Genomic DNA, 23,035 nt, shown 5'->3' with positions numbered 1-23,035 from the left:
CAATAAAAATGTTTCTAAGAATTTTTTTAAGGGTATTAGTTCTGTATGACAAGTACATATTAACAAAGCATAGGAGGTGTCATACGAGGTGAAACGACTAAAGAATTTTATCCTAGGCATATTAATTGTAGTAATCGTTGGATTTTTACTCTTTATGTATATTCAAGATTCTAGAATTAGCCAGTATCAAGACTATTTTAATCAGTTTAACTGGTTTGAACCAACGCTAATTGGTTTAGCAGCGCTACTTATTATTATTGGTCTTATATTAGTATTCAGCTTGTTTAAACCTACGTATAGAAAACCCGGACTATATAAAGATTTCGAAGATGGTCATATTTATGTATCGAGAAAAGCAGTTGAAAAATCTGCATACGATACACTTACGCAATATGATCAAATACGTCAACCAAACGTGATTGCAAAACTTTATAACAAGAAAAAGAAATCGCATATTGCTTTAAAAGCAGATTTCTTTGTTCCTGGTGATGTTCAGGTTAATTCTTTAACTGAAGAGATTAGAAATGACATCAAGCAAAATGTCGAGCATTTTACAGAATTACCAGTATCAAAATTAGAGGTTAATGTTAGAGATCAAAAAACCTCAGGCAAACGTGTGTTGTAAGGGAGGGTTATCATGGCTAACAATAATAACCAAAATGGACAAGATTCTACGCAAGAAATTGTTGAATTTTTCAAAACGTTTAAATGGAGAATCATTGGTTTCTTAGCATTTCTAATCATAGCAATATTATTTTTAACTTTAGGTTTCTGGAGTACAATTTTAATTCTAGTATTATGTTTGATTGGAATTGGAGTTGGGTATACTAAAGACCGTAAGCAAGACTTTTTAAATTTTCTTAATCGATGGAGTTAATCGATTAAATTTTATGAATTCTAATGCAATTAAAAATTTTAAACAAATTATATAAGGTAAAGGAGAATGCAATATGGCAGTAGACAACAATAAAGCTAAACAAGCTTATGATAACCAAACAGGAGTTCAAGAAAAAGAACAAGAAAAAAGACAAGAGGAGCAAAACCAAGAGCCTCAATTCACTAATAAATTATCATTCTCAGATGAAGTAATCGAAAAAATTGCAGGTATTGCTGCACGTGAAGTTAGCGGTATCTTAGAAATGAAAGGCGGATTCGTCGACAATATTTCTAGTTCATTTGGTAGCAACAACAATGTTACACAAGGTGTTAGCGTTGAAGTTGGAGAAAAACAAGCTGCCGTTGATTTAAAAGTAGTATTAGAATATGGTGAATCAGCACCAAAAATCTTCCGTAAAGTAACTGACTTAGTTAAAGAACAAGTTAAATATATTACTGGTCTTGACGTAGTTGAAGTTAACATGCGCGTTGAAGATGTTATGACTAAAAAAGAATGGTCTCAAAAAAATGAAAAAAGCCAATCCTCAAACAATGAGGAAAAAGGTTTACAATAATTAAATACCATCCAATTTAATTAAAAGGTCCAAAACATTAAATGTTTCGGACCTTTTTTATTTATGTATGAAAATTATTAATTTATATACATAAGTATTAACTCAAACATTGCATTTTTAAAAGATAGTGATTTTTATACTCATAATCTTCAACTTTAATAACTCTATATAAAGCTTCTTTGATGTCCTTAAACAAGATACTTACATAGTTGTTATTCTAATATATGCTTCATTTATATTATTACTATTTCATGTTTCTGTACAAAGGATTACTCACTTTAATGTAAGTATAATAATCTGCTTCATCTTCTAATCTCATTGTAGTAACACATTTATAATCGATTTGTGGCGCAAATAATACAGATTTTATTTCTGTAATTCTGTCGTTATTAGTCATTGTTGATGCAATATCTTCTAATTTTTCATACATGATATCACTTATGATTGACCAAATCTGTTGCTCTAATTCATTACTTTGACTAGATTGAGCAATGGTTACAATTAATTCACCAAGATGGTTTTGAATACTAGAATAAAATACTTTGTTGAAAACGGTTTGCGACTGATCTGTAAGAATTAATGATTTTTCATGAAAGTCTGATGTATTATAGCCGGCTTGATTTAAATAAGTTTTATCAATACGCAGTCCTTCAAAATCACGAATATATAATGTATGGATTGAACCGTCTTGATTGAAGGTAGCTATAGAGTTTTGTAAATGTGCTTCTAATGCAATACCGTATTTTACATATAAAGGTAGGGCTATATCAATCAGAGCTTTACTATATTCTGCAATCCATTTGCTACATGCTTCTTCATAACTTTCAATATTGAAAGTATTAGCGTATGTTTTGATTAATGTCATGATAGGTGACTCATTATTATTGCTGTAATGTGCAACTAAGCTAGAAGGAATGAGCGGTATTGTATTATATTCCTTGATATTATAAATATTTTCTCTAAAGAGCGTACCTAACTGTTCGCTCTTTATTGTTTGTTGAGATGGTAAGTCTTGTGGATTATAAAAATGAATACCAGCAACTTCGTCAATCGTATCTGCCTGAATATGGTTAAATAATGGATCATGTTGTTTAATATGGTTTAATATGCGCGTGACCTGTGGCCCGTTATATGTTGTTTGTTCAGATAGAGTACGTATCTCACCTGTAATATGCACATTCGTCGATAATTTAATGTGCGGTTCAATATTTGGGCATTGTGGCATTAATGTTCTAAATGACAGACCAGCATAATAATTTAAATCAAAGTCTAATGGTATAAGCTGTTGCTTATTTAACTCATTCTTATAATCATTTTCTAACACAGCATTATATTGCCAAGGGTGAACCGCCATAACATAATAATCATCAATTTGATCATCAGTTAATAATTTTGCTACAGCTTCGTAAAGGCCTTCAAATAATGTAAATACTGTTTCGTTATAAGGCTTCGCTAATGATTGGACTTTCGCAATATCATGGTGAATTAATATAAATTTCATAGCGATGGCATTTCCAAACTCAGAAGAATAATCAATAGCTGTTTCTGGTGTCATACCTTTACGTAGTTTTGCACCGGGATGTAATGGATGACCTTCAACAACTGCTTGTTCAGACATTAAATAGCTATCCTTTGCATTAATGATTAATTCTAAAAGTGATTCATTATTTTGAGATAATGTAATGGATTGATAACTTAACGAAATAGCCATATTCGCAACACTATTATTCATATCGTCCTTAAATTGATTACTAGCTTCGTTATCAAGGTGAGGCGCTTCTATTAAAATAGCGTTTAAAATTTCATTTGGATGTAATATACGCTCTAAATGATTTTCATATTCAAAATAAAAGGGTCCTTCAACATCGATTCTGTCAAAGGCATGTTGTCCTGAAATAGGTGCATATAAAGTTTTTTTAGCTTCCGGAAACGTTATTTTTAAAATGAAAGGTTGCGTGATTGCAACATCCAAGTTCAAGTTTTGTACCTTGATAATCTCACTGTGATGTCGACTCTGAACTAAATTCTCTCTATGTAAAGAAGTGATTAACCTTTGGGAAATTTTATCTCGACTTTCTAATAATACATCTTCGAAAGCGTTTGACCATCGTATATCTGTCGAACGTAAATACGATAAAGCGTATTGTTCGTCATTAGTGAGTTTTTCAATTGAATTGTTGTCGTTTATTTTGTGATTCATAATGCACCTCTAAAAAAATTATTTTACAAATGTATAAGATATTTGTATAATCCATAATATCGATAATGATAATTATTATCAATTAAAAACAGGAGGAATTTTATGGCAAAGTATTTTTTTCCTAGTTCATTCCTACTGTTCTTAGGGAATTGGATTGGACAAATCACGCTAAATTGGTATGTATTTACTCTATATCATAACGCAATTTATCTAGGACTGATTAATTTTTTCCGACTCGTACCTATTTTACTCATAAGTGTATGGGCTGGAAGTTTAGCTGATAGATGTGACAGAGGAAAATTATTAAGATTAACAATAACCTCCTCATTTTTATTAACAACGATACTATGTATTTTAGTATTTCAAAATCCACAATTACCGATAATTGTATTTTTGTTATATTCTCTAGGTCGTGGCATTATGAGCGCAATAGAAACACCAGTACGTCAGGCAGTATTGCCAGATTTGACACAACGTTTAACAACAACACAAACAGTGTCGTATCACTCATTTATTATAAATATATGTCGTTCGATTGGACCTGCGATAGCTGGTTTTATTATGGCGGTTTATAATGCGCAAATTAGTTTCGGTATACAAGCGCTATGTTATTTCATATCGTTAATACTTTGTTTACCGTTATCATTCAGTCATAACGTACTATCAAAGGCAAATCCTGAAGTAAGTTTTAAGTACGTCATCAATTACTTTAAAGATAATCAAGTAGGGGCCAGAATATTTGTGACATCGTTACTTATTATGGCAACTGGTTTTACTTATACAACACTTTTACCAGTGTTAACAGACAAGACATTCCCTAATCAAGTAACAATATTTGGTAGTGCTATGACTTGTTGTGCAATAGGTGGTATTTTAGCAACAATAGTTTTACCTAATATTTTAGAGAAAGTATCTATGGTCAAAATGTATTACATAAGCTCTGTGCTTTTTGGTGTATCACTATTGTGTACGATTAGTAGCAATACCTATTTATTATTTATTTCATTATTCTTTATTGGTCTGTTCAGCCAATGGGCTAGAACTACAAATAGAATATATTTTCAACATAGAGTAGAACCTGAACACAGGGGGAAAATACTTAGTGTCATTATGATGGATAGAGGTATGATTCCTTTAGGAGCCATGTTGATGAGTTTCTTAGCAGAACTTATTGGTATTATTGAAACCTTTATTATTATGGGGATGAGTACATTTGTCATTGCATTGTTATTCAGTGTAATTACTAGAAGGCAAAGAAAAAATGGAGGCAGTATTGTATGATGCATGAAACATGGCAATTGGCAGATAGAAATGTGCAGTATCGTATTTTCAACGCAATTATTAAAGAGCAAATATTTCCACAAGGTATGTTATTTAATGAATTTGATCACTGCGTTGAAATACAATATAAAGGCCAAGTGTTGCAATTAAATAAAGTTAGAAAAAGTGCTATGGAACGTTATGAATTTTATGGTGTGATTTTCTATATCAAGGGTAAGTCACAAGTAACGATTGAGACTTTAGAACAACTATTAGAAATGCTAGAAGTACATTTTAATATGCCTATTAGTCAACGATTAACAGATGAATTGATTTCTAGTAGGGAAGGTTTCGCACTGACTTATGAACATTTTCAACATAGAAAGTCGTTGATACATGCAACGCTAAAATTTTCAAAAATGCCTGAAACAATCAACTTCTTTTCATGGCTACAGCATATGGTAGGATCAAAGCAAATCAATGATTTGAATTATTCTGAAAGCCTTGTTATTGAAGGGCATCCTACACACCCATTATCTAAGACTAAGCTTCCATTAACACCTGATGAAGTAAGAAAATATGCGCCAGAGTTTGAAAAGCTTATTCCATTAAAAGTTATGCTCATTCATAAAGATAATTGCGTAATTACTTCTATGGAAGATGATGCAAACTATATGATTGATGAAGTTATTCCAGAATATCGTTACAAATTAAAAGGATTTTTAGCACCGCATGATTTAGAGTTGAAAGATTATAGTGTTGTACTTGTACATCCTTGGCAATATGAAAATGTTATTGTTCACAAATTTGCAGACTGGATATTAGAAAAACGATTACTACCTACGCCTTTTGAAGTTGAGTCTAAAGCGACTTTATCATTTAGAACTATGCAACTTGTTCACAAGCCATTTCATATTAAGTTACCAGTCAATATACAAGCAACAAGTGCTATAAGAACTGTGTCGAGTGTGACAACGGTAGACGGACCTAAATTGAGCTATGAATTACAAGACATGTTAGCTATCTATCCACAGTTACAAGTTGCTATGGAACCATTTGGGATACATGCTAAAACTGAACCAGATGATGCAAGGCATTTGGCTTGTATCGTACGACATCAACCTTATATTTCAGATAACGGCACAACGCTAGTAACTGCAAGTTTAGTTAATAAAAATCCTGTCGATAACCAAGTAACCGTAGATAGCTATATCAATTGGGTGAATGATGATTTAACGATAGATGCGATTAAGCAATTTCTATTGCACTATAGTAAAACATTAATCGACCCATTAATTGCTTATATTCAAGATTATGGTATTGCTTTGGAAGCGCACATGCAAAATACAATTGTGAATCTAGGGCCGAATTATCAAATGAAGTTTATCGTTAGAGATTTAGGTGGTTCAAGGATAGATCTAACTACATTAAAACATAAAATTCCTAATATTGATGTTACTAACACGAGTTTAATTGCAGAAAATATTGAAGCGGTCATAGCTAAGTTTCAACATGCAGTTATTCAAAATCAAATTGCAGAACTTATTCACCATTTTGCGCAATATGAATTTGTAAAAGAATCCGAATTATTTGAATTAGTAGGTGAGGTAGTTGAGCACGCAATCGATCTTAATAAACCACATGCTAATAAGCTAAAACAAGTATTGTTCGGTGAAACGATAACAGTAAAAGCGCTCTTACGCATGAGAATGGAAAGTAAAGTAAAACAATATGTGACCATTGATTTGAGGAATCCTATATATAAAGAGGTGTAATAGATGGCTGAAATAAAGATAAATTTGTCCAAAATACAATATAATGCACAAGTATTATTGTCTATTTTTCAACAGAATCATATGCAATTTACACCAGTTATTAAATGCGTAGGTGGCGATAAAAAAATTGTTGAAACGTTAAAACAAATCGGTATAACGCATTTTGCTGATGCACGTATTGACAATATTAACAAAAGTAAAGATCAGCATTTATCTTATATGATGATTAGAACGGCTAGTCAACATGAACTGGTAGATGTTGTTAGATATAGCGACATAAGTATACAGACAGAAATAGTGACAATCCGCAGATTAAATGAAATTGCCCAAAAGCACCAGGTAAAACATCACATATTGCTTATGGTTGATTGGAAGGATTCAAGAGAAGGTATACTGACATATGACATTGTAGATTATATTAATGAAATACTTTCAATGCATCATGTAAGTGTGATTGGATTAGCATTTAATTTTATGTGCTTTCAATCAATTATTCCAACTGAAGAAGATGTATCACTTATTAATCAATTCGTAGAATCAGTTGAATTAGAAACGCATATGAGATTTAAAATAATCTCAGGTGGCAATTCCAGTATGATATCACAAATGCTATATCAAGATATGGGGAGGGTTAATGAGTTACGTGTAGGAGAAACGCTTTTTAGAGGTGTTGAAACAACAACTAATCAACCGATAGCCTCTTTGTATCAAGATGCTATCATTTTAGAAGCGGAGATAGTTGAAATTAAACCACGTATTGATATTTCATCAGGTCAGCAATATTTACAAGCAATCGTTGATATCGGCAACTTAGATACATCTATCGAAGATATTAAACCACATCATCACCAAGTTAAAGTAATAGGGGCAACTAGCGATCATGTAATGATTGATTTGTTAAACCAAGACCATTATCAAATTGGTGATAAAATTCAATTTAGTTTAGGTTATAAGGCTTTGGCACAAAGTATGTATATGACAAACTTAGATAAAAATTATATTCATGATAGCGTTATTGAAAAATTATGCCACAACTTTAATATTCAAAAATCTAATCGTATTTAAACTTCATTAAAAGTTTTAAAAGTTTTTGTTGACACCGATAATCATTATCAATAGAATTGAATATGTAATTATACATATTCTAAGGAGTGAAAACGATGAAACATAATTATAAAATTATGGCTATCCTGTTTTTAACTTTAACCGTAGTAATGTTGTCTGCATGTGGCAGCGTCAGCGATAAAGGTTCTGACAAATCCAGTAAAGGTAATGACGACAAAGATGGCATAACAATTAAGCATGATGGAGGTACGACAAAAATTGCTAAAGACCCTAAACGTGTCGTAGCATTGGAATTCTCATTTGTCGATGCACTTGCAGCATTAGATGTTAAGCCAGTTGGCGTTGCTGATGATGGTAAAAAAGATAGAATTCTTAAACCTATTCGCGAAAAAATTGGGGATTATAAATCAGTAGGTGCACGTAAGCAACCTAACTTAGAAGAAATAAGTAACCAAAAACCAGATGTTATTATCGCAGACAGCAATAGACATAAAGGCATCCAAAAAGATTTAGAAAAAATTGCACCAACAATTATGCTTCCTAGCTTTGATAGTGATTATAAAGACAACTTAGAAGCATTTAAAACAATTGCAAAAGCAGTAGGTAAAGAAGATAAAGGTGAAGATAGATTAAAAGAGCATAATGAGTTAATGGATAAATACAGCAAAGAAATTACAATGGATAAATCACAACCTGTATTAGCATCAGTAGTTGCAAAATCAGGCCTATTAGCACATCCTGAAAATACATATGTTGGAGAGCTTTTAAAAGAGTTAGGTTTTAATAATGCGTTAAATAAAACGAAAACTGATAACTTATCTAAATATCTAAAAGGGCCTTACTTACAATTAAATCCAGAAGTACTTTCTGATATTAACCCTGGTCGTATGTTTATTATGGCTGATAAAGGTGAAAATGATCCAAACCTTAAAAAACAAGAAGAGGATCCAGTTTGGCAAGATTTAGATGCGGTTAAAAATAATCGCGTATCTGTAGTGGATAGAAATACATGGGCACGTGCAAGAGGTATTATATCTTCCGAAGAAATTGCAAAACAACTTGCTGAAATTTCTAAAAATGAGCAAAAAGACTCACAACAAAAGTAGGATGAACGGTAATGATTAAATCACATAGCGTTAACCCAGCTAAATCAAATGAAAAGAAAACTCAAAAACGTACTGCACTCACATTTATTGTGAGTGTATGTGCGCTTTTTGTCATTATATACTTCAATCTTAGTGTTGGAGCTTCACATATTACTTTTCAAGATTTTATAGATTACAGTGTAAAACATATTGATACAAAAGAGACTTTTTTGATACATAATGTCCGTATGCCAAGAATGTTTGCTGGCCTTTTAATAGGGGCTGCACTTGGCGTTGCGGGTTTGTTAATGCAAGCGATGACTCGTAACCCTTTGGCATCACCGCAAATATTTGGTGTTAACTCAGGAGCTTCATTTGTAATTGTATTTATTTCAATGGTTATACCAGCTTTAACTGCGTATTCAACGATATTAGCTTTTATTGGTGCATTTATCGGTGGACTGACAGTGTATACACTGTCAGGTTCGACTAAAGGAATGACTCCTATAAAGCTAGCATTAGCTGGTATGGCTATTCATTTATTCTTTTCTAGTATGACCCAAGGAATTATATTACTAAATGAAGATGCAACTTCAACTGTGATGTTTTGGTTAGTAGGTTCTTTATCAAGTATTCAATGGCCGCAATTCATTGGTGTATTTCCTTGGATAGTAATGGCTTTCATTGGAGCAATTTTTATATCCAAGCAATTAACTATTATGGAATTAGGTGAAGATTTAGCAACATCGCTTGGGCAAAATGTCAAAATTGTACGAATTACAGTTGGACTACTTGTCATTGTTTTAGCTGGTGCATCCGTTTCAATAGCAGGACCAATCGGCTTTGTAGGACTAATTGTGCCACATATTGTAAAACATTATATACGAACAGATTACAGGCTAATGGTACCGTTGACGATGATTATCGGTGCAGATTTATTATTGTTATCTGATGTCTTAAGCCGTTTAATAGCATTTCCGTTTGAATCACCTGTAGGAATTGTTACCTCATTTGTAGGAGCGGTATACTTTCTATTTATTACAGTTAGAGGAGTTGATAGACTATGATCGGGAGATTAACTTTTCGTTATGGTATCGTTGTAATATTAATTCTAATCTCAGCAGTTGCATCATTGTCTATCGGAGCAGTTTGGATTAATCCAGTTGAAGCGATTAAAAGTTTATTTGCACAAGATAACTTTATATTAAATGAATACCGTATACCAAGGATGATTCTCGCAATTATTGTGGGGAGTAGTCTTGCGATTTCTGGTTCACTTATTCAAGGCGTAGTAAGAAATGCACTTGCCTCACCAGATGTTATTGGTATAACTAAAGGTGCAAGTTTATCAGCAGTCTCTATCATTATGCTATTCCCTTCTGCACCACTCTTCATTTTACCGTTTGGATCATTTGCTGGTGCCTTATGTGTAAGTTTGATTTTGACATTATTAATTGCAAAATTTAATGTTAAAGGGTCTAAGTTAGCATTGATAGGTTTAGCGATAGGAGCAATTTGTACAGCGGTAGTGCAATATTTATTAATACGTAATCCACAAGATGCCAATACAGCATTAGTGTGGTTAACAGGTAGTTTGTATGGCCATAGTATGTCTAATGTTTTGGTTATTTTACCTTGGTTTATCGTTGCGTTACCGATTATCTTTTATTACTGTCATCAGCTCGATATTTTAACTTTAGGTGATGATATTGCAATTGCATTAGGTACAAAGGTGAAGAAAATTAAAATGATATTGTTACTATTAGCTGTCATTTTAGCAGGTGCATCTATTTCAGTAGTGGGTGGATTAAGCTTTCTAGGACTTATCTCTCCACATATAGCCAGAAGAATTGTTGGACATAAACACATACATATTACTATTATGTCAGGATTGATAGGAGCGTTAATATTATCAATAAGTGATTGTTTAGCGCGAGGAATACATCCACCTATCGATATTCCTGTGGGTGTTGTTGTTGCAATCGTCGGCGTACCTTACTTTTTATTCTTATTGAGAAAAATTTAATAATAAATTGCAAAAGTAAACGCTTTCATTTAAAGTAGAGTTAGTTCTAAATATTAGGGTTAATTCTACTTTTTTATACCAAAAATAACAACAAATAGACACAATTTATAGATTTACATATTTATACATTATACGTTATAATTATTGGTGTTGTTTTTTTAAGTATATATCAAATAATACACCTAAGGGGTGAATGTAGTGACTCAGTATAATAAATCACAGCGCACACGTGGGCAGCTTAAATTCATTATCATGTCATTAATTGGTATCATTTTATTCTTAATACCAATTACAGTGACAGAAGATGGTGAGAAACAAACAACACTCCCTGTTGCATTTTTAGCAGGATTACTAAAAGATTTAATTGGAAATGCTATGCCGTTGGTTATTGTAATAATCATTACGATATCAGGTATTTTATCTATTTTATGTTCAACAGTATTGAAAAATAAATTTAAACCAGAAGGTCTAATGAACAATGCATTCAATGTAAAGTTTGTCTGGTTGATTTTAAGAATATTAGCAGTAGTGTTTGTTTGGATGACATATTTAAAAGTAGGTACTAGCGTTATTTATTCCGAAGACACAGGTGGACTTGTATTTGAAAGTCTATTACCTACATTAGTAACTGTCTTCTTCTTTGCAGCGTTGTTTTTACCATTACTTATGGAATACGGATTATTAGAATTATTAGGACCGGTTTTCAGACCGATAATGAGACCTTTATTTACATTACCCGGACGGTCAACTGTTGATAATCTAGCATCATTCATTGGTGATGGAACAGTAGGGGTTTTAATCACTAGTAGACAATATCAAGAAGGATTTTATTCAAGAAGAGAAGCGACAGTTATTGCTACTACGTTTAGTGTTGTTTCACTAACATTTGCCATTGTTGTCGCCGAAACTGTACATATGCAAAATCATTTCTTCTATTTTTATTTAACTGTAATCATCTCTTGTCTAGTATGTGCGTTTATATTGCCAAGAATTTGGCCGCTTAGATCTATTAAAGATGAATACTCAAAAGAAGTGTCTGAAGAAATGAGAACAGAGAAGTTACCTGACAATAAAACTGCTCTAGGCCATGGTTTTGATATGGCGACTGAAACAGGTATCAACGCACCAGGATTTAAATCATTTTTTAAATCAGGTTTCAAGACTGTGATAGATATGTGGTTTGTAATTTTACCGGTCGTGATGAGTGTAGGTACGCTTGCAACCATTATAGCAACCTATACACCATTATTTGCGATTATTGGGAAACCATTTTTACCATATTTAGAATTGCTGCAAATCCCTGAAGCAGCTCAAGCATCAGAAACAGTATTAATTGGATTTGCCGATATGTTCTTACCATCAATTTTAATTGAAGGTGTCGGTAACGATATTACATTATTTGTTGTCGGCGCATTGAGCATTACACAATTGATTTACTTATCAGAAGTTGGTGGAGTAATCTTAGGTTCTAAAATACCAGTAAGTATCTTTAAACTCTTTATCATATTCTTAATAAGAACAATTATAGCGTTACCTATTATAGCGTTAATGGCTCACTTATATTTCAATTAAAATATAGGATGCAGAAAATTAAATCTAAAAATCTAGTAAACTCTACTTAGTTGAAAGCAAAAAGAAGCGTCATAGACATTTACTTGTCCATGGCGCTTCCTTTTATTTATACGACATAACAATTATAATCAGTTGAATGATAATTATTAATTACTTAGTACTGATATTACATTTGCTTTGACAACTTTATTACCTAAGACAGGTGATTCTTCACTGCTAGATTTTGATCTTCCTTCATGAGCTTCCTTAAAAGCATCGCTTTGAAGCCATGCTTTAAAATCATTTTCAGTTTCCCACCATGTATTGATATACATTTGGTCGTAATCTTCCTCATCATCAATTAACCAAACTTCTACTTTATGAAAGCCGTCTAGTTCTTGTATTTTCCCGCCCTGAGTAAATTTTGGAGCCATTTTTTCAGCAAATCCTTTTTTTACATCAATTCTGTTCGTAACTACATACATGAAACGCACCTTCTTTCTATAATATATGAACAGTATACCATTGATAATTTATTAATATAATTGAGAACTCTTATTAGTTAGTAGTTTAGAGCATATAACTCTGATTTAGACAATAAGATTAAATTACGAGTAAAATATTGGTACCATGAAAATAGAAAAACTGGTACTTTTAAACATCCAATAATTATAGTAAAATTCAGAAAATTGAATATATTAGTTATTCATTCTAGCTAAAAATTTAATAAATGAGTAAACAAAGGGGTATGTTTATGAAGATTTCAATTGCACAAATGGAACCAATGTTAGGTAGAATTGAAATTAATACAGATTATATTTGTCGTACATTGATAGATGAAAGTCAAAAGAATGTAGATTTAGTACTATTTCCTGAATTAGCTGTATCGGGTTATATACAAAATAGTGACTTATTAAAAAAAGTAGCCATGTCAGCTAGTAGTAAATTTTTAACAAGTATTGCGAAAACATGTAAAAACTATGGAATTGATGCAGTGATTTCATTTCCAGAAATTGAGAATGACAAATACTATATAGCAACTACTTATATAGATGCTACGAAGGGGATTTTAGCAAAATATCGTAAAACACATTTATTTGCTGGTGAACAACTTATTTTTGATAAAGGTAACTATTTTCCAGTTATAAATACCAGATTTGGTAAAGTCGGTCTCATGATATGCTATGATTTGGAATTTCCAGAGGTAGCACGATTATTGAAGTTGAAAGGCTCAGAAATAATTTTGATTTCGACGGCCAACATGTCGCCTTATGAGTTTTATCAGGATATATATTTAGCAAGTAGAGCATTGGAAAATGAACTACCAATAGCAATTGCTAATCAATATGGAATAAACGGACCACACCATTTCTTTGGCCATAGCAGTATAGTGAATCATAAAGGTGAAAATTTATTATATTTAAAAGATGGCCAAACAACACAGAATGCAAATGTTACTTTAAAAAATGATTTAGATAAGGATTTGAGCTTAGACTATGTTAATCAACTCCATCCAAATATATATCAAAAACTAAATGATGCATTTAAGGAGAGAAAATAACATGGATCAGACAAAACTAAAAAAATCTCTAACTTTATATCAAGTTGTTATGTTCGGTTTAGCTTATATGGCACCAATGATTGTTTTTGGTACTTATGGCACACTATATGAAGTTACAAATGGTTATGTCCCTTATGCATATTTATTTGCAACTATTGCAATGCTATTCACAGCTTATAGTTATGGTTTAATGGCAAAAGCTTTCCCTTCTGCTGGCTCTGCTTATACTTTTGTTTCTAAAAGTCTCCATCCGTCTATGGGTTTTATGATTGGTTGGATAATATTATTAGATTATTTATTTTTACCATTAGTTATATGGCTTATTGGGGCAGAATATTTGTCTACTGCTTTTCCAATCATACCAAGTTGGGCATGGATAATTATATTTATAATAATGACGACATTAATTAATATTATAGGAATTAATTCAACTACATTTACGAGTTTATTAATTATGATTTTTCAATTATTAGTGATATCTATTTTTATTATTTTATGTATTTGGCATGTAACACATGGAATGGGGGAAGGAGAGGTTTTGAGTAGCCGTATTTTTAACATAATGGATAACCATATTTCACCAATATTGGCAGGAGCAGCCATAGCATGTTATTCATTCTTAGGGTTTGATGCTGTTACTACATTGGCTGAAGAAACCCAAAATCCTACAAAAACTATTCCTAAGGCAATTATGATTATTACTATTGTAGGTGGTTTTCTATTTGTTACCGTTGCATATATACTTTCAATCACACTTCCGAATTTTAATGTTATTAACAATACTGATTCTGCTGCTTTTGAAATAGCTAAAATTGTAGGCGGTAACTTACTATCTTCATTATTTTTAAGCGGTTTAATATTAGCGCAATTAGCTTCAGGATTATCAGCACAAACTAGCGGAGCAAGACTTCTTTATGCTATGGGGCGTGATGGCGTACTCAGCAAAAAAATATTTGGTTATATTGAAAAGAAAAGGCAAACACCAATTTTCAATTTAATGTTTATAGGCATTATAGGTGTGATTGGTATCTTTATGAATATAAGTACTTCAACTTCATTTATAAATTTTGGTGCATTTATTTCATTTGCGTTTGTTAACTTATCAGTTATTGTTTTTTATTTTGTCAAATTGAAGCAAAGACAAGGAATGAAGCGGATTACTTATTTCGCTATACCATTAATAGGAATGATTTTAGATATATGTTTATTTATAAGTCTAGATAAACATGCATTAATATTAGGTACTGTATGGACGAGTATTGGTTTTATATACCTAATTTATCTTACTAGAGGTTTTTCAAAGTTACCACCAACTTTAGCATTATGAAAATGAAAATTGAACTAAATAAAAGGAGAGTTCATTTTAACTAATGTAGCTTTTACTTAGGTTAGTAAGAATGTATAAAATAAAATGTTGCTGAGACATGGAAGTATATGTGTGCATATCAGAACTATAAATATAATATTTATATAATTAAAAAGTTGATTTGTTAAGATATAGATTTATCTAGTCAACGAAGTGAACTTTCAAACGATGTTTTCATTCGAATTTCAGTACTTATGTTTAAGGATACGAAATAAAACTGATTGTTTTATTTTAAAAGTAAGTTATAAAAATTGTCTGTATTAAATATAGACAAATCAAATACAATGATTGTATTTGATTAAACTGCTAACAAAGCCTTAGGCTTTGTTAGCAGTTTTTTTATGAACATTTTATGAGAGCACTGCCTTATTCCATAGGATTAGGTTAACTTGCTTACCGTAGGAATAGGTTCTAAGGCTAAGCATATTAAAGTAAATACAAATGAGAATTAATATATCACAGAAGTTTAAGATTCGATGGTACAATAAAAAACAAAATAAAATATGAAGTTAAACAGTAGAAAAGAGGTTTGGCGACAGGTTATGAAATCAATGAAATATAGTGAACTTGGTAAAGTTTCTATGGGTACCACGTTAATTTGCGTTGATATTTATCTTAAAAAAATAATTTGGCTAGTGAAAGGACTTATAATGGTCTGAAAGGCTAACATTATTTTGAAAAAGTGATAACGTAAATAGCAATAAAACCCCTACACAATTTAATGCGCAGGGGTTGTCTATATTTTAATGTGAAAATTGTTGTTTTGGTTATTGATGTAAGCTAGTTTATAATTAATTATTTAGTTAATTCGTTATAAACTTTTTGATCATTCTGAGTGTATATAATGTATTCATGGTCATCAGTGTCGATGATAACACGGTTTGTTTTTCCAAAAGTAGATCCAATTCTTGAAACTTTATTTCTATCAAGTTTAGGAACTTCATGAATATTTTGGTCCTGTGAAATATTTTTAATTTCATTTGTTGGAATCTTAATATCTGCAACTCTCCATTGAATTCTTACTTCACTGTTATCTTTTTTTACTGTCATTGCCATATATCGAACACATCCTTTAATTAATTTATAGCTATAGCATACAATAAACTGCAAACGTTTTCAAGTGATTGTGTGATACTTTTTTAAAATAGGTTATACTCATGTTTTTAACGAAAGTATGTTCGCATTTAACGCTTAAATGTGCTAAAATGTAATGCGATAAGGAGTAGTGAAAATGACAGGTAAAACCCACGCATCATGCGGCTTATTAGTCGGAGCTTTAACATTAGAATATTTTCATACTGATTTGTTTACATCTGTTACAGTTATAACGCTTGCAGTTATTTCGAGTTTAATACCTGATATTTGTCACGCACAAAGTAAAATTGGTAGACGATTTAAACTTATTAGTTACTTAATTAGAATACTATTTGGACACAGGACATTTACACATTCACTTTTATTTATAGGTATTATTATCTTTTTACTGTATTTGATTCAAACCCCCAACTATTATTTGAGTAGTATTGTTTTTGGTTTGCTTTCGCATGTTATACTAGATATGTTAACCCCAAGAGGTGTTAAATTATTTTATCCTGTTCCAATAAGTGTAAAATTCCCAGTGGTTTTTAAAACAGGCGGTCTAGTGGACTTGTCTTTAGCCAGTGCGTTATCGATTGGAGCAATTTATGTAATTTTTCAACCGTCTATACATAAGTTATTATTGAATTGGTTATAATTATGGTTGTACTGAGTATCATAATAATATAAAGTACATATAGTGAAATTATATATCCGTAATGCAAATAAGATATATTTTTTATTTAAATATTTGGATATTAAGGAGAGAGAGCATGCTAGATAAGAAAGCTTTAGAAAAGTTTAATCAAGACCATCTCATTGAGTTTGAAAAATTGATGAGCACAAATGAGAGAGAGCAACTATCTGAAAAACTAGATGCACTAAATTTAACGGATATTCAAGATTTATACGAGGAATTATATGTAAATAAAAAAGAAATTGATGATGTTACTTCTATCAATGAAGTAAAGTATGATATAAAAAATGAATTTACAGACGAAGAGATCGAGCAGTATGAAAAAGTTGGACTTGAAGCTATTCGTAAAGGTAAATTTGCAGTACTACTTATGGCCGGTGGGCAAGGTACTCGATTAGGATATAAGGGTCCTAAAGGTTCTTTCGAAATTGAAGGCGTAAGTTTGTTTGAGATTCAGGCTAAACAATTATTAGCATTAAAAGAGCAAACTGGCGAATTCGTTGATTGGTATATCATGACTAGTAAAGTGAATGATCAAGAAACACAGTTATTCTTCGAATCAAATAATTACTTTGGTTATGATAAATCACATGTGCATTTCTTTATGCAAGATAATATTGTAGCTTTATCTGAAGAAGGTAAATTAGTATTAGATGTAGATAATAATATTTTAGAAACACCAAATGGTAATGGTGGTGTGTTTAAAGCACTTAAAAAAGCTGGATATTTACAAGAAATGTTAGATAATGGTGTCGAATACATTTTCTTAAATAACATCGATAATGTACTAGTTAAAGTACTTGATCCATTATTTGCTGGATATACATTCCAAAATAGTATGGATATTACTACAAAATCTATACAACCTAAAGATGGCGAAAGCGTTGGCCGTTTAGTTCATACAAAACATAAAGATACAGTACTTGAATATTCAGAACTAAGTCCAGATGTAGCAAATGAATTTAATAATGCTAATATAGGAATTCATTCTTTCAAACTCTTATTTATTAATAATGTTGTTGACAATGAGTTGCCATACCATTTAGCAATCAAAAAATTAAAACAATTAGACGAGGACTTTGGTGTGATTGAGCAGTCAACTTTGAAATTTGAATTGTTTTATTTTGATATATTCCAATATGCAAATAGCTTTATTACTTTACAAGTTCCGAGGGATGAAGAATTTTCTCCTCTCAAAAATAAAGAAGGTAAAGATAGTGTTGAAACAGCTAGAGCAGATTTAAAACGTATGAATATGATATAAAAAAGGTGGTTACACTGTTGTCTCAATCAATAAAAGCTGATGATAATAAAGTAGTTAAAACATTTAAAGACATTGTACCTTTAACATTCGGTGAAGAAATAGGCAATGCAGTATCCCACGGTGTAGCAGCTTTTATAGCGTTATGTGCGCTACCTTATGCTGCCATCTTAAGTTTTTTAAACTTTGGTATAATGGGTGCTTTTAGTGTTTCCGTTTATGTTATAAGTATATTTTTAATGTTTATTTCATCAACGGTTTATCATTCGATGCCAAATAAATCATCACATAAATTCATTTTGCGCATAATTGACCATAGCATGATTTATGTCGCAATCGCTGGTACATATACTCCAATTTGTTTAGCTTTAGTTGGGGGATGGATTGGTTGGTCAGCAATGATTGTACTGTGGGGAATAACGATTTGGGGTATTTTATACAAATCACTAGCTAAAAATGTTAATCATAAATTAAGTTTAATTATGTATCTTGTAATGGGGTGGATTGGCGTATTGTTCTTACCTAAAATTATTTTTGATACATCCCTTACATTTATGCTATTTATACTGTTTGGTGGTATTGCATACACAATAGGTGCTTGGTTTTACGCACAAAAGGATAGACCATATTTTCATATGATTTGGCACTTCTTTATTGTGATTGCTTCAGTATTCCATTTTATAGCAATTATATATTTTATGTAGCTTTATATATGCCGACAATATCATTAGATATTGTCGGCATTTCTGTGTATTTAGTCATTTTAACAAATAATTAATTATGCAATTAAACAAAAATGTAATAGTAGTATTAATTGGCGTGAGGCATAAAAGTTTGTTTAAAATAAAATAAAGCAAAGATATTGAACTTAGAAATAAATAATGATTAAGTAGAAATAAATATATATTTTAAGAAGGTAAGAGAGTTGAGAATAATACATGAATATAAAATCATTAGGCGTTGTAGTTGCACTTATTTTAATAATGTTTATGTCTGCAATTGAAACATCCATAGTTTCTTTAGCTTTACCAACAATTAAAACGGATTTGAGTGTAGAATCATCCATTTCACTCATATTTGCAGTTTATTTTATTGCTATAGTCATTGCCAACCCAATTGTAGGTGAATTGTTAGAACGCACAAAAATTATTTACATAACTTTATTAGGACTTTTATTATTCACAGTAGGAAGTTTGTTATCTGGACTAAGTGACACTTTCACTCTGTTAATTGTGTCTCGTTTTATTCAAGGATTAGGTGCTGGAGTTATGATGGCATTAAGTCAAATCGTGCCAAAGTTAGCCTTTGAAATTCCATTACGTTATAAAATTATGGGTACGGTAGGAAGCGTTTGGGGGATTTCAAGTATTATTGGTCCAGTGTTAGGGGGAGGGATTTTAGAATTCGCAACTTGGCATTGGTTATTTTTTGTAAATATTCCTATTGCAATAATAGCAATGATACTTGTTATATTTACTTTTCATTTTGAAAATGAAAGCACAACAGCTAAAAATAAGTTAGATATAAAAGGCTTAACTTTATTTTATGCTTTTGTATTTTTCATAATCTTTACAGTTATGAATAAGTCAAACCTATATTTAAATATAGGTTCAATGGTTATAGCAATAGTAGTAGCAATCGTACTATTTAAAAATCAGAAGAGAGTAAAAGCGCCATTTGTACCAGTTAACGAATTTAATAAAATGATTGTTTTAATATTTTTTACTGATTTTGCTTATGCAATTATATTGATGGGATACAATTTATATATGCCAATCTATTTACAAGAAGATATTGGATTATCGCCGTTACAAAGTGGATTTGTTATTTTCCCGATTTCATTTGCGTGGCTAATTTTAAATTTCTCACTGGATAAAATAGAAGCGAAAATGTCGAGAAAAGCATTATACATCAGTGCGTTTACATCATTGATAATTTGTGGGATATTAGTATTTATTGGAACAGAATCTCCAATTTTTATCGGATTGAGCTTATTATTAGCTGGTGTTAGTTTCGGGACCGTTTATACTAAAGATAGTGTGATTACCCAAGAGGAAACATCGCCAGCAAATATGAAACGTATGATGTCGCTCTATACATTAACGAAAAGCTTAGGAAATTCTATAGGATCTACAATTATGGGATACGTGTATGCCTTATCGTTTACTTTTATTAGCGTTCACATACACAACGTCATTATTTTAAGTTTGCTAATACTTGTAACGCTCATTTTATTATGGTTATTCGCATTTAAAGAGAAAACAGTATCAACTGAGTAGCAATGTACATACATTTAGCTGATTTTGATATTATGTGAAAGTTACTACTTAAGATATGTTTTTTGTACAAGATGGGTATAATGATAATATAAATAATGAGTGGGAGTATATCATTTACACATATTGTAGATAAATCGAGAAAGGGAGGACAGTAAGCAATGAAATATATTAGATATTTATTTACAACGCTTATTGTACTTTCTGTATTTATAATATCTGGCGCCATCTTCTTAACATTTCTAGGTTTTGGTTTATTTGGATTAAGTAGGATTTTAATATATTTTCATTTGGCGTACTTTGGTTATAATAAAAGTTTTTACGATAATTTAATTTACTATGGTAGTTATATCGTATTAGGCTATTTTAATTTATTTATTATAGAAAACTTAATGGATTACTTTAGGAAAAAAATACCTGAAAATTCGTATTTTCAAGGAACAACATACCATTTGATTACTTTTACGGTAACGACCTTACTATTTTATTTTATAGTGCATATTCATTATGCATATATCAATATTGATTTCTGGGTGATTGTCCTAATCATTGGTATTTTGTTTATATGTAAGGAAATCTTTTATCCAGATAGCAAAAATCTTAATGATAAGCACAAATAGTATTTTTGTGATACACAGAAGGTAAAAACATTTGCCGAGTAAATATGAATAAAATATGTTGGTGGATATAAGCAATATTAAATTAAAGCAGCTAGTTCATTATTCTTATATGTAAGAATAATTTGAGCTAACTGCTTTTTTATTCTTTATATTAAATTTATACTAAGTATAAACAATTTAAAGCATAGTCAAAGTATATTTGTTAGAATATAAGTGATAATGAAATAAGAGGGGGACGCTTTGTGTTAACGATAGAGCAAGTTAAAGAACTTGTTGGAGAATTAAAAGATCCAATAATTGATGTACCATTAAAAGAAACAGATGGAATTATCGAAGTAAGTATTAAAGAAGAAAAAGAACATGTAAGTGTTAAAGTAGCAATGGCTCAATTAGGTGGCCAACCACAACTAGACTTACAAATGGCAATTGTAGAAGTACTTAAAGAAAATGGTGCGAATACAGTTGGCATTCGATTTGAAGAATTACCATCAGATGTTGTAGAACAATACCGTGGCTCAGGGGAAGAACAAAATCAAACAATAGAAGGTTTGCTTTCAAAAGATAATCCGGTTGAATTTATCGCTATTGCCTCAGGTAAAGGTGGCGTTGGTAAATCGACGGTAGCAGTCAACTTAGCAGTATCTTTAGCAAGAGAAGGTAAAAAAGTTGGACTTGTAGACGCTGACATTTATGGTTTTAGTGTTCCTGATATGATGGGGATTGATGAGAAACCAGGTGTTCAAGGAAAAGAAATCATACCAGTTGAACGTCATGGAGTTAAAGTAATATCTATGGCATTCTTTGTTGAAGAAAACGCACCAGTCATATGGAGAGGTCCAATGCTCGGCAAAATGCTCACAAACTTTTTCGTTGAAGTAAGATGGGGAGATTTAGATTATCTTATTCTAGATTTACCTCCTGGTACGGGAGATATCGCATTAGACGTTCATACTATGTTACCTTCAAGTAAAGAAATTATTGTGACTACACCGCATCCAACAGCAGCGTTTGTTGCTGCAAGGGCTGGAGCAATGGCAAAGCATACTGAACATTCTATTTTAGGTGTAATTGAAAATATGTCTTATTTCCAAAGTAAAGAAACTGGGAATAAAGAATATGTATTTGGTACTGGTGGAGGGGAGAAACTTGCAGAAGAACTCCAAACTGATTTATTAGGACATCTTCCACTAGAACAACCATCATGGAACCCTAAAGACTTTGCACCTTCCATATATCAAACTGATGATAGACTTGGAGAAATATACCAATCGATGGCGCAACAAATTATTAAAAAGACTAGTAAATAAGTGGTTTTTAGTAGTGGATAGAATTTAAATTAAATTCTATCCACTTTTCTATTGCTTTTTTTCTGAACGATGGTAGAATAGTTTCTTGTGACAAACATTTGATTTCACAAGCGTGAATTCAAAAAATAATTAGTTTGAAATTGTTGTTGACTTTTCTAGATAGAATTGATATTATATAAAAGTCGTCAAAAACGGCAAACAAATTATTTAAATTAATTATAAAAAGTGTAAAAAATATACTTGCATTATCAAGAATAATAATTTAATATTGTTACAGTAATGTTAATTAATTATTAAAAAATAATATTTACTTGTTGACAAAACATTAAACGAGATGTTAACATTGTAAAGCAACTATTAATTAAATGAAGAAATGAACATTGAAAACTGAATTGCAATATGTCAACGTTAATTCCGAACACAACATTGAATTGTTGGTTCAAAACAAGTGTTAGAG

At 31.2% G+C, this 23,035-nt stretch carries 21 protein-coding genes; 18 read left to right on the top strand and 3 right to left on the bottom strand.

All coding sequences use genetic code 11. From position 1 onward, the window contains the following. Positions 1–88 precede the first annotated feature (88 nt). From amaP to ACSUE0_RS11000, 3 genes are all read left to right on the top strand, one after another. Positions 89–625 (top strand): alkaline shock response membrane anchor protein AmaP, encoded by a 537-nt coding sequence (gene amaP / locus ACSUE0_RS11010; RefSeq protein ID WP_017722952.1) that lies wholly within the window; start codon positions 89–91, stop codon positions 623–625. 12 nt (positions 626–637) lie between these two features. Then, positions 638–877, top strand: a complete 240-nt coding sequence (locus ACSUE0_RS11005; RefSeq protein WP_017722953.1) for a DUF2273 domain-containing protein — start codon at positions 638–640, stop codon at positions 875–877. Positions 878–950: 73 nt separating this feature from the next. Further along, positions 951–1,451: an Asp23/Gls24 family envelope stress response protein gene (locus tag ACSUE0_RS11000; RefSeq protein ID WP_119613159.1), complete on the top strand. Its 501-nt coding sequence runs from the start codon at positions 951–953 to the stop codon at positions 1,449–1,451. A 244-nt stretch (positions 1,452–1,695) separates the two neighbouring features. Here ACSUE0_RS11000 and ACSUE0_RS10995 read toward each other — a convergent pair whose 3' ends face one another. Then, positions 1,696–3,651: an IucA/IucC family protein gene (locus ACSUE0_RS10995; protein ID WP_436957380.1), complete on the bottom strand. Its 1,956-nt coding sequence runs from the start codon at positions 3,649–3,651 to the stop codon at positions 1,696–1,698. A gap of 102 nt (positions 3,652–3,753) precedes the next feature. Here ACSUE0_RS10995 and ACSUE0_RS10990 point away from each other — a divergent pair, with 102 nt between their 5' ends. From ACSUE0_RS10990 to ACSUE0_RS10960, 7 genes are all read left to right on the top strand, one after another. Beyond that, positions 3,754–4,932 (top strand): MFS transporter, encoded by a 1,179-nt coding sequence (locus ACSUE0_RS10990; protein WP_119613161.1) that lies wholly within the window; start codon positions 3,754–3,756, stop codon positions 4,930–4,932. After that, entirely contained in the window at positions 4,929–6,686 is a 1,758-nt protein-coding gene (locus ACSUE0_RS10985) for an IucA/IucC family protein (RefSeq protein ID WP_119613162.1), read from the top strand. Before ACSUE0_RS10990 ends, ACSUE0_RS10985 begins: the two co-directional genes overlap by 4 nt. 3 nt (positions 6,687–6,689) lie before the next feature. Next, positions 6,690–7,751: an alanine/ornithine racemase family PLP-dependent enzyme gene (locus ACSUE0_RS10980; RefSeq protein ID WP_436957377.1), complete on the top strand. Its 1,062-nt coding sequence runs from the start codon at positions 6,690–6,692 to the stop codon at positions 7,749–7,751. A 95-nt stretch (positions 7,752–7,846) separates the two neighbouring features. Next, positions 7,847–8,857: an ABC transporter substrate-binding protein gene (locus ACSUE0_RS10975; protein WP_119614791.1), complete on the top strand. Its 1,011-nt coding sequence runs from the start codon at positions 7,847–7,849 to the stop codon at positions 8,855–8,857. Positions 8,858–8,868: 11 nt separating this feature from the next. Continuing rightward, on the top strand, positions 8,869–9,903 hold the full coding sequence (locus ACSUE0_RS10970; RefSeq protein WP_436957375.1) for a FecCD family ABC transporter permease: 1,035 nt from the start codon (positions 8,869–8,871) through the stop codon (positions 9,901–9,903). After that, positions 9,900–10,862 (top strand): iron chelate uptake ABC transporter family permease subunit, encoded by a 963-nt coding sequence (locus ACSUE0_RS10965; protein WP_119614789.1) that lies wholly within the window; start codon positions 9,900–9,902, stop codon positions 10,860–10,862. Before ACSUE0_RS10970 ends, ACSUE0_RS10965 begins: the two co-directional genes overlap by 4 nt. A gap of 252 nt (positions 10,863–11,114) precedes the next feature. Continuing rightward, entirely contained in the window at positions 11,115–12,434 is a 1,320-nt protein-coding gene (locus ACSUE0_RS10960; RefSeq protein ID WP_182475176.1) for a YjiH family protein, read from the top strand. Between the two features lie 146 nt (positions 12,435–12,580). Here ACSUE0_RS10960 and ACSUE0_RS10955 read toward each other — a convergent pair whose 3' ends face one another. Beyond that, positions 12,581–12,898 carry a heme oxygenase gene (locus ACSUE0_RS10955; protein WP_119614787.1) on the bottom strand — a complete coding sequence of 106 codons (318 nt, stop codon included), beginning with the start codon at positions 12,896–12,898 and terminating at the stop codon, positions 12,581–12,583. A 269-nt stretch (positions 12,899–13,167) separates the two neighbouring features. Between ACSUE0_RS10955 and ACSUE0_RS10950 the strand changes: the two genes are divergently transcribed. Both ACSUE0_RS10950 and ACSUE0_RS10945 read left to right on the top strand, forming a co-directional pair. Further along, entirely contained in the window at positions 13,168–13,974 is an 807-nt protein-coding gene (locus tag ACSUE0_RS10950; RefSeq protein WP_182475175.1) for a carbon-nitrogen hydrolase family protein, read from the top strand. A gap of 1 nt (position 13,975) precedes the next feature. Next, positions 13,976–15,301, top strand: coding sequence for an APC family permease (locus tag ACSUE0_RS10945; protein ID WP_436957372.1), 1,326 nt, complete (start codon positions 13,976–13,978; stop codon positions 15,299–15,301). An 834-nt stretch (positions 15,302–16,135) separates the two neighbouring features. Here ACSUE0_RS10945 and ACSUE0_RS10940 read toward each other — a convergent pair. Next, positions 16,136–16,396, bottom strand: coding sequence for a SunI/YnzG family protein (locus ACSUE0_RS10940; RefSeq protein WP_017722958.1), 261 nt, complete (start codon positions 16,394–16,396; stop codon positions 16,136–16,138). Between the two features lie 175 nt (positions 16,397–16,571). Between ACSUE0_RS10940 and ACSUE0_RS10935 the strand changes: the two genes are divergently transcribed. The 6 genes from ACSUE0_RS10935 (at position 16,572) to ACSUE0_RS10910 (ending at position 22,578) form a co-directional block, all read left to right on the top strand. Continuing rightward, positions 16,572–17,075 carry a metal-dependent hydrolase gene (locus ACSUE0_RS10935; protein ID WP_436957370.1) on the top strand — a complete coding sequence of 168 codons (504 nt, stop codon included), beginning with the start codon at positions 16,572–16,574 and terminating at the stop codon, positions 17,073–17,075. Positions 17,076–17,190: 115 nt separating this feature from the next. Continuing rightward, positions 17,191–18,378 carry a UTP--glucose-1-phosphate uridylyltransferase gene (locus tag ACSUE0_RS10930; protein WP_119614783.1) on the top strand — a complete coding sequence of 396 codons (1,188 nt, stop codon included), beginning with the start codon at positions 17,191–17,193 and terminating at the stop codon, positions 18,376–18,378. A 17-nt stretch (positions 18,379–18,395) separates the two neighbouring features. Further along, positions 18,396–19,079, top strand: a complete 684-nt coding sequence (trhA, locus tag ACSUE0_RS10925) for a PAQR family membrane homeostasis protein TrhA (RefSeq protein ID WP_119614782.1) — start codon at positions 18,396–18,398, stop codon at positions 19,077–19,079. A 234-nt stretch (positions 19,080–19,313) separates the two neighbouring features. Continuing rightward, positions 19,314–20,654: a multidrug efflux MFS transporter SdrM gene (gene sdrM / locus ACSUE0_RS10920; protein ID WP_436957368.1), complete on the top strand. Its 1,341-nt coding sequence runs from the start codon at positions 19,314–19,316 to the stop codon at positions 20,652–20,654. A gap of 158 nt (positions 20,655–20,812) precedes the next feature. After that, a complete protein-coding gene (locus ACSUE0_RS10915) occupies positions 20,813–21,271 on the top strand; it encodes a SepA family multidrug efflux transporter (RefSeq protein ID WP_436957366.1) in 459 nt (152 codons plus the stop codon). Positions 21,272–21,513: 242 nt separating this feature from the next. Beyond that, positions 21,514–22,578: a P-loop NTPase gene (locus ACSUE0_RS10910; RefSeq protein WP_107552168.1), complete on the top strand. Its 1,065-nt coding sequence runs from the start codon at positions 21,514–21,516 to the stop codon at positions 22,576–22,578. The last annotated feature ends 457 nt before the right edge of the window (positions 22,579–23,035 follow it).

It is taken from the genome of Staphylococcus sp. AS1337, from assembly GCF_051408735.1.
Classification (GTDB): Bacteria; Bacillota; Bacilli; order Staphylococcales; family Staphylococcaceae; genus Staphylococcus; species Staphylococcus xylosus_B.
This window is presented reverse-complemented; position numbering and strand designations above follow the sequence as displayed.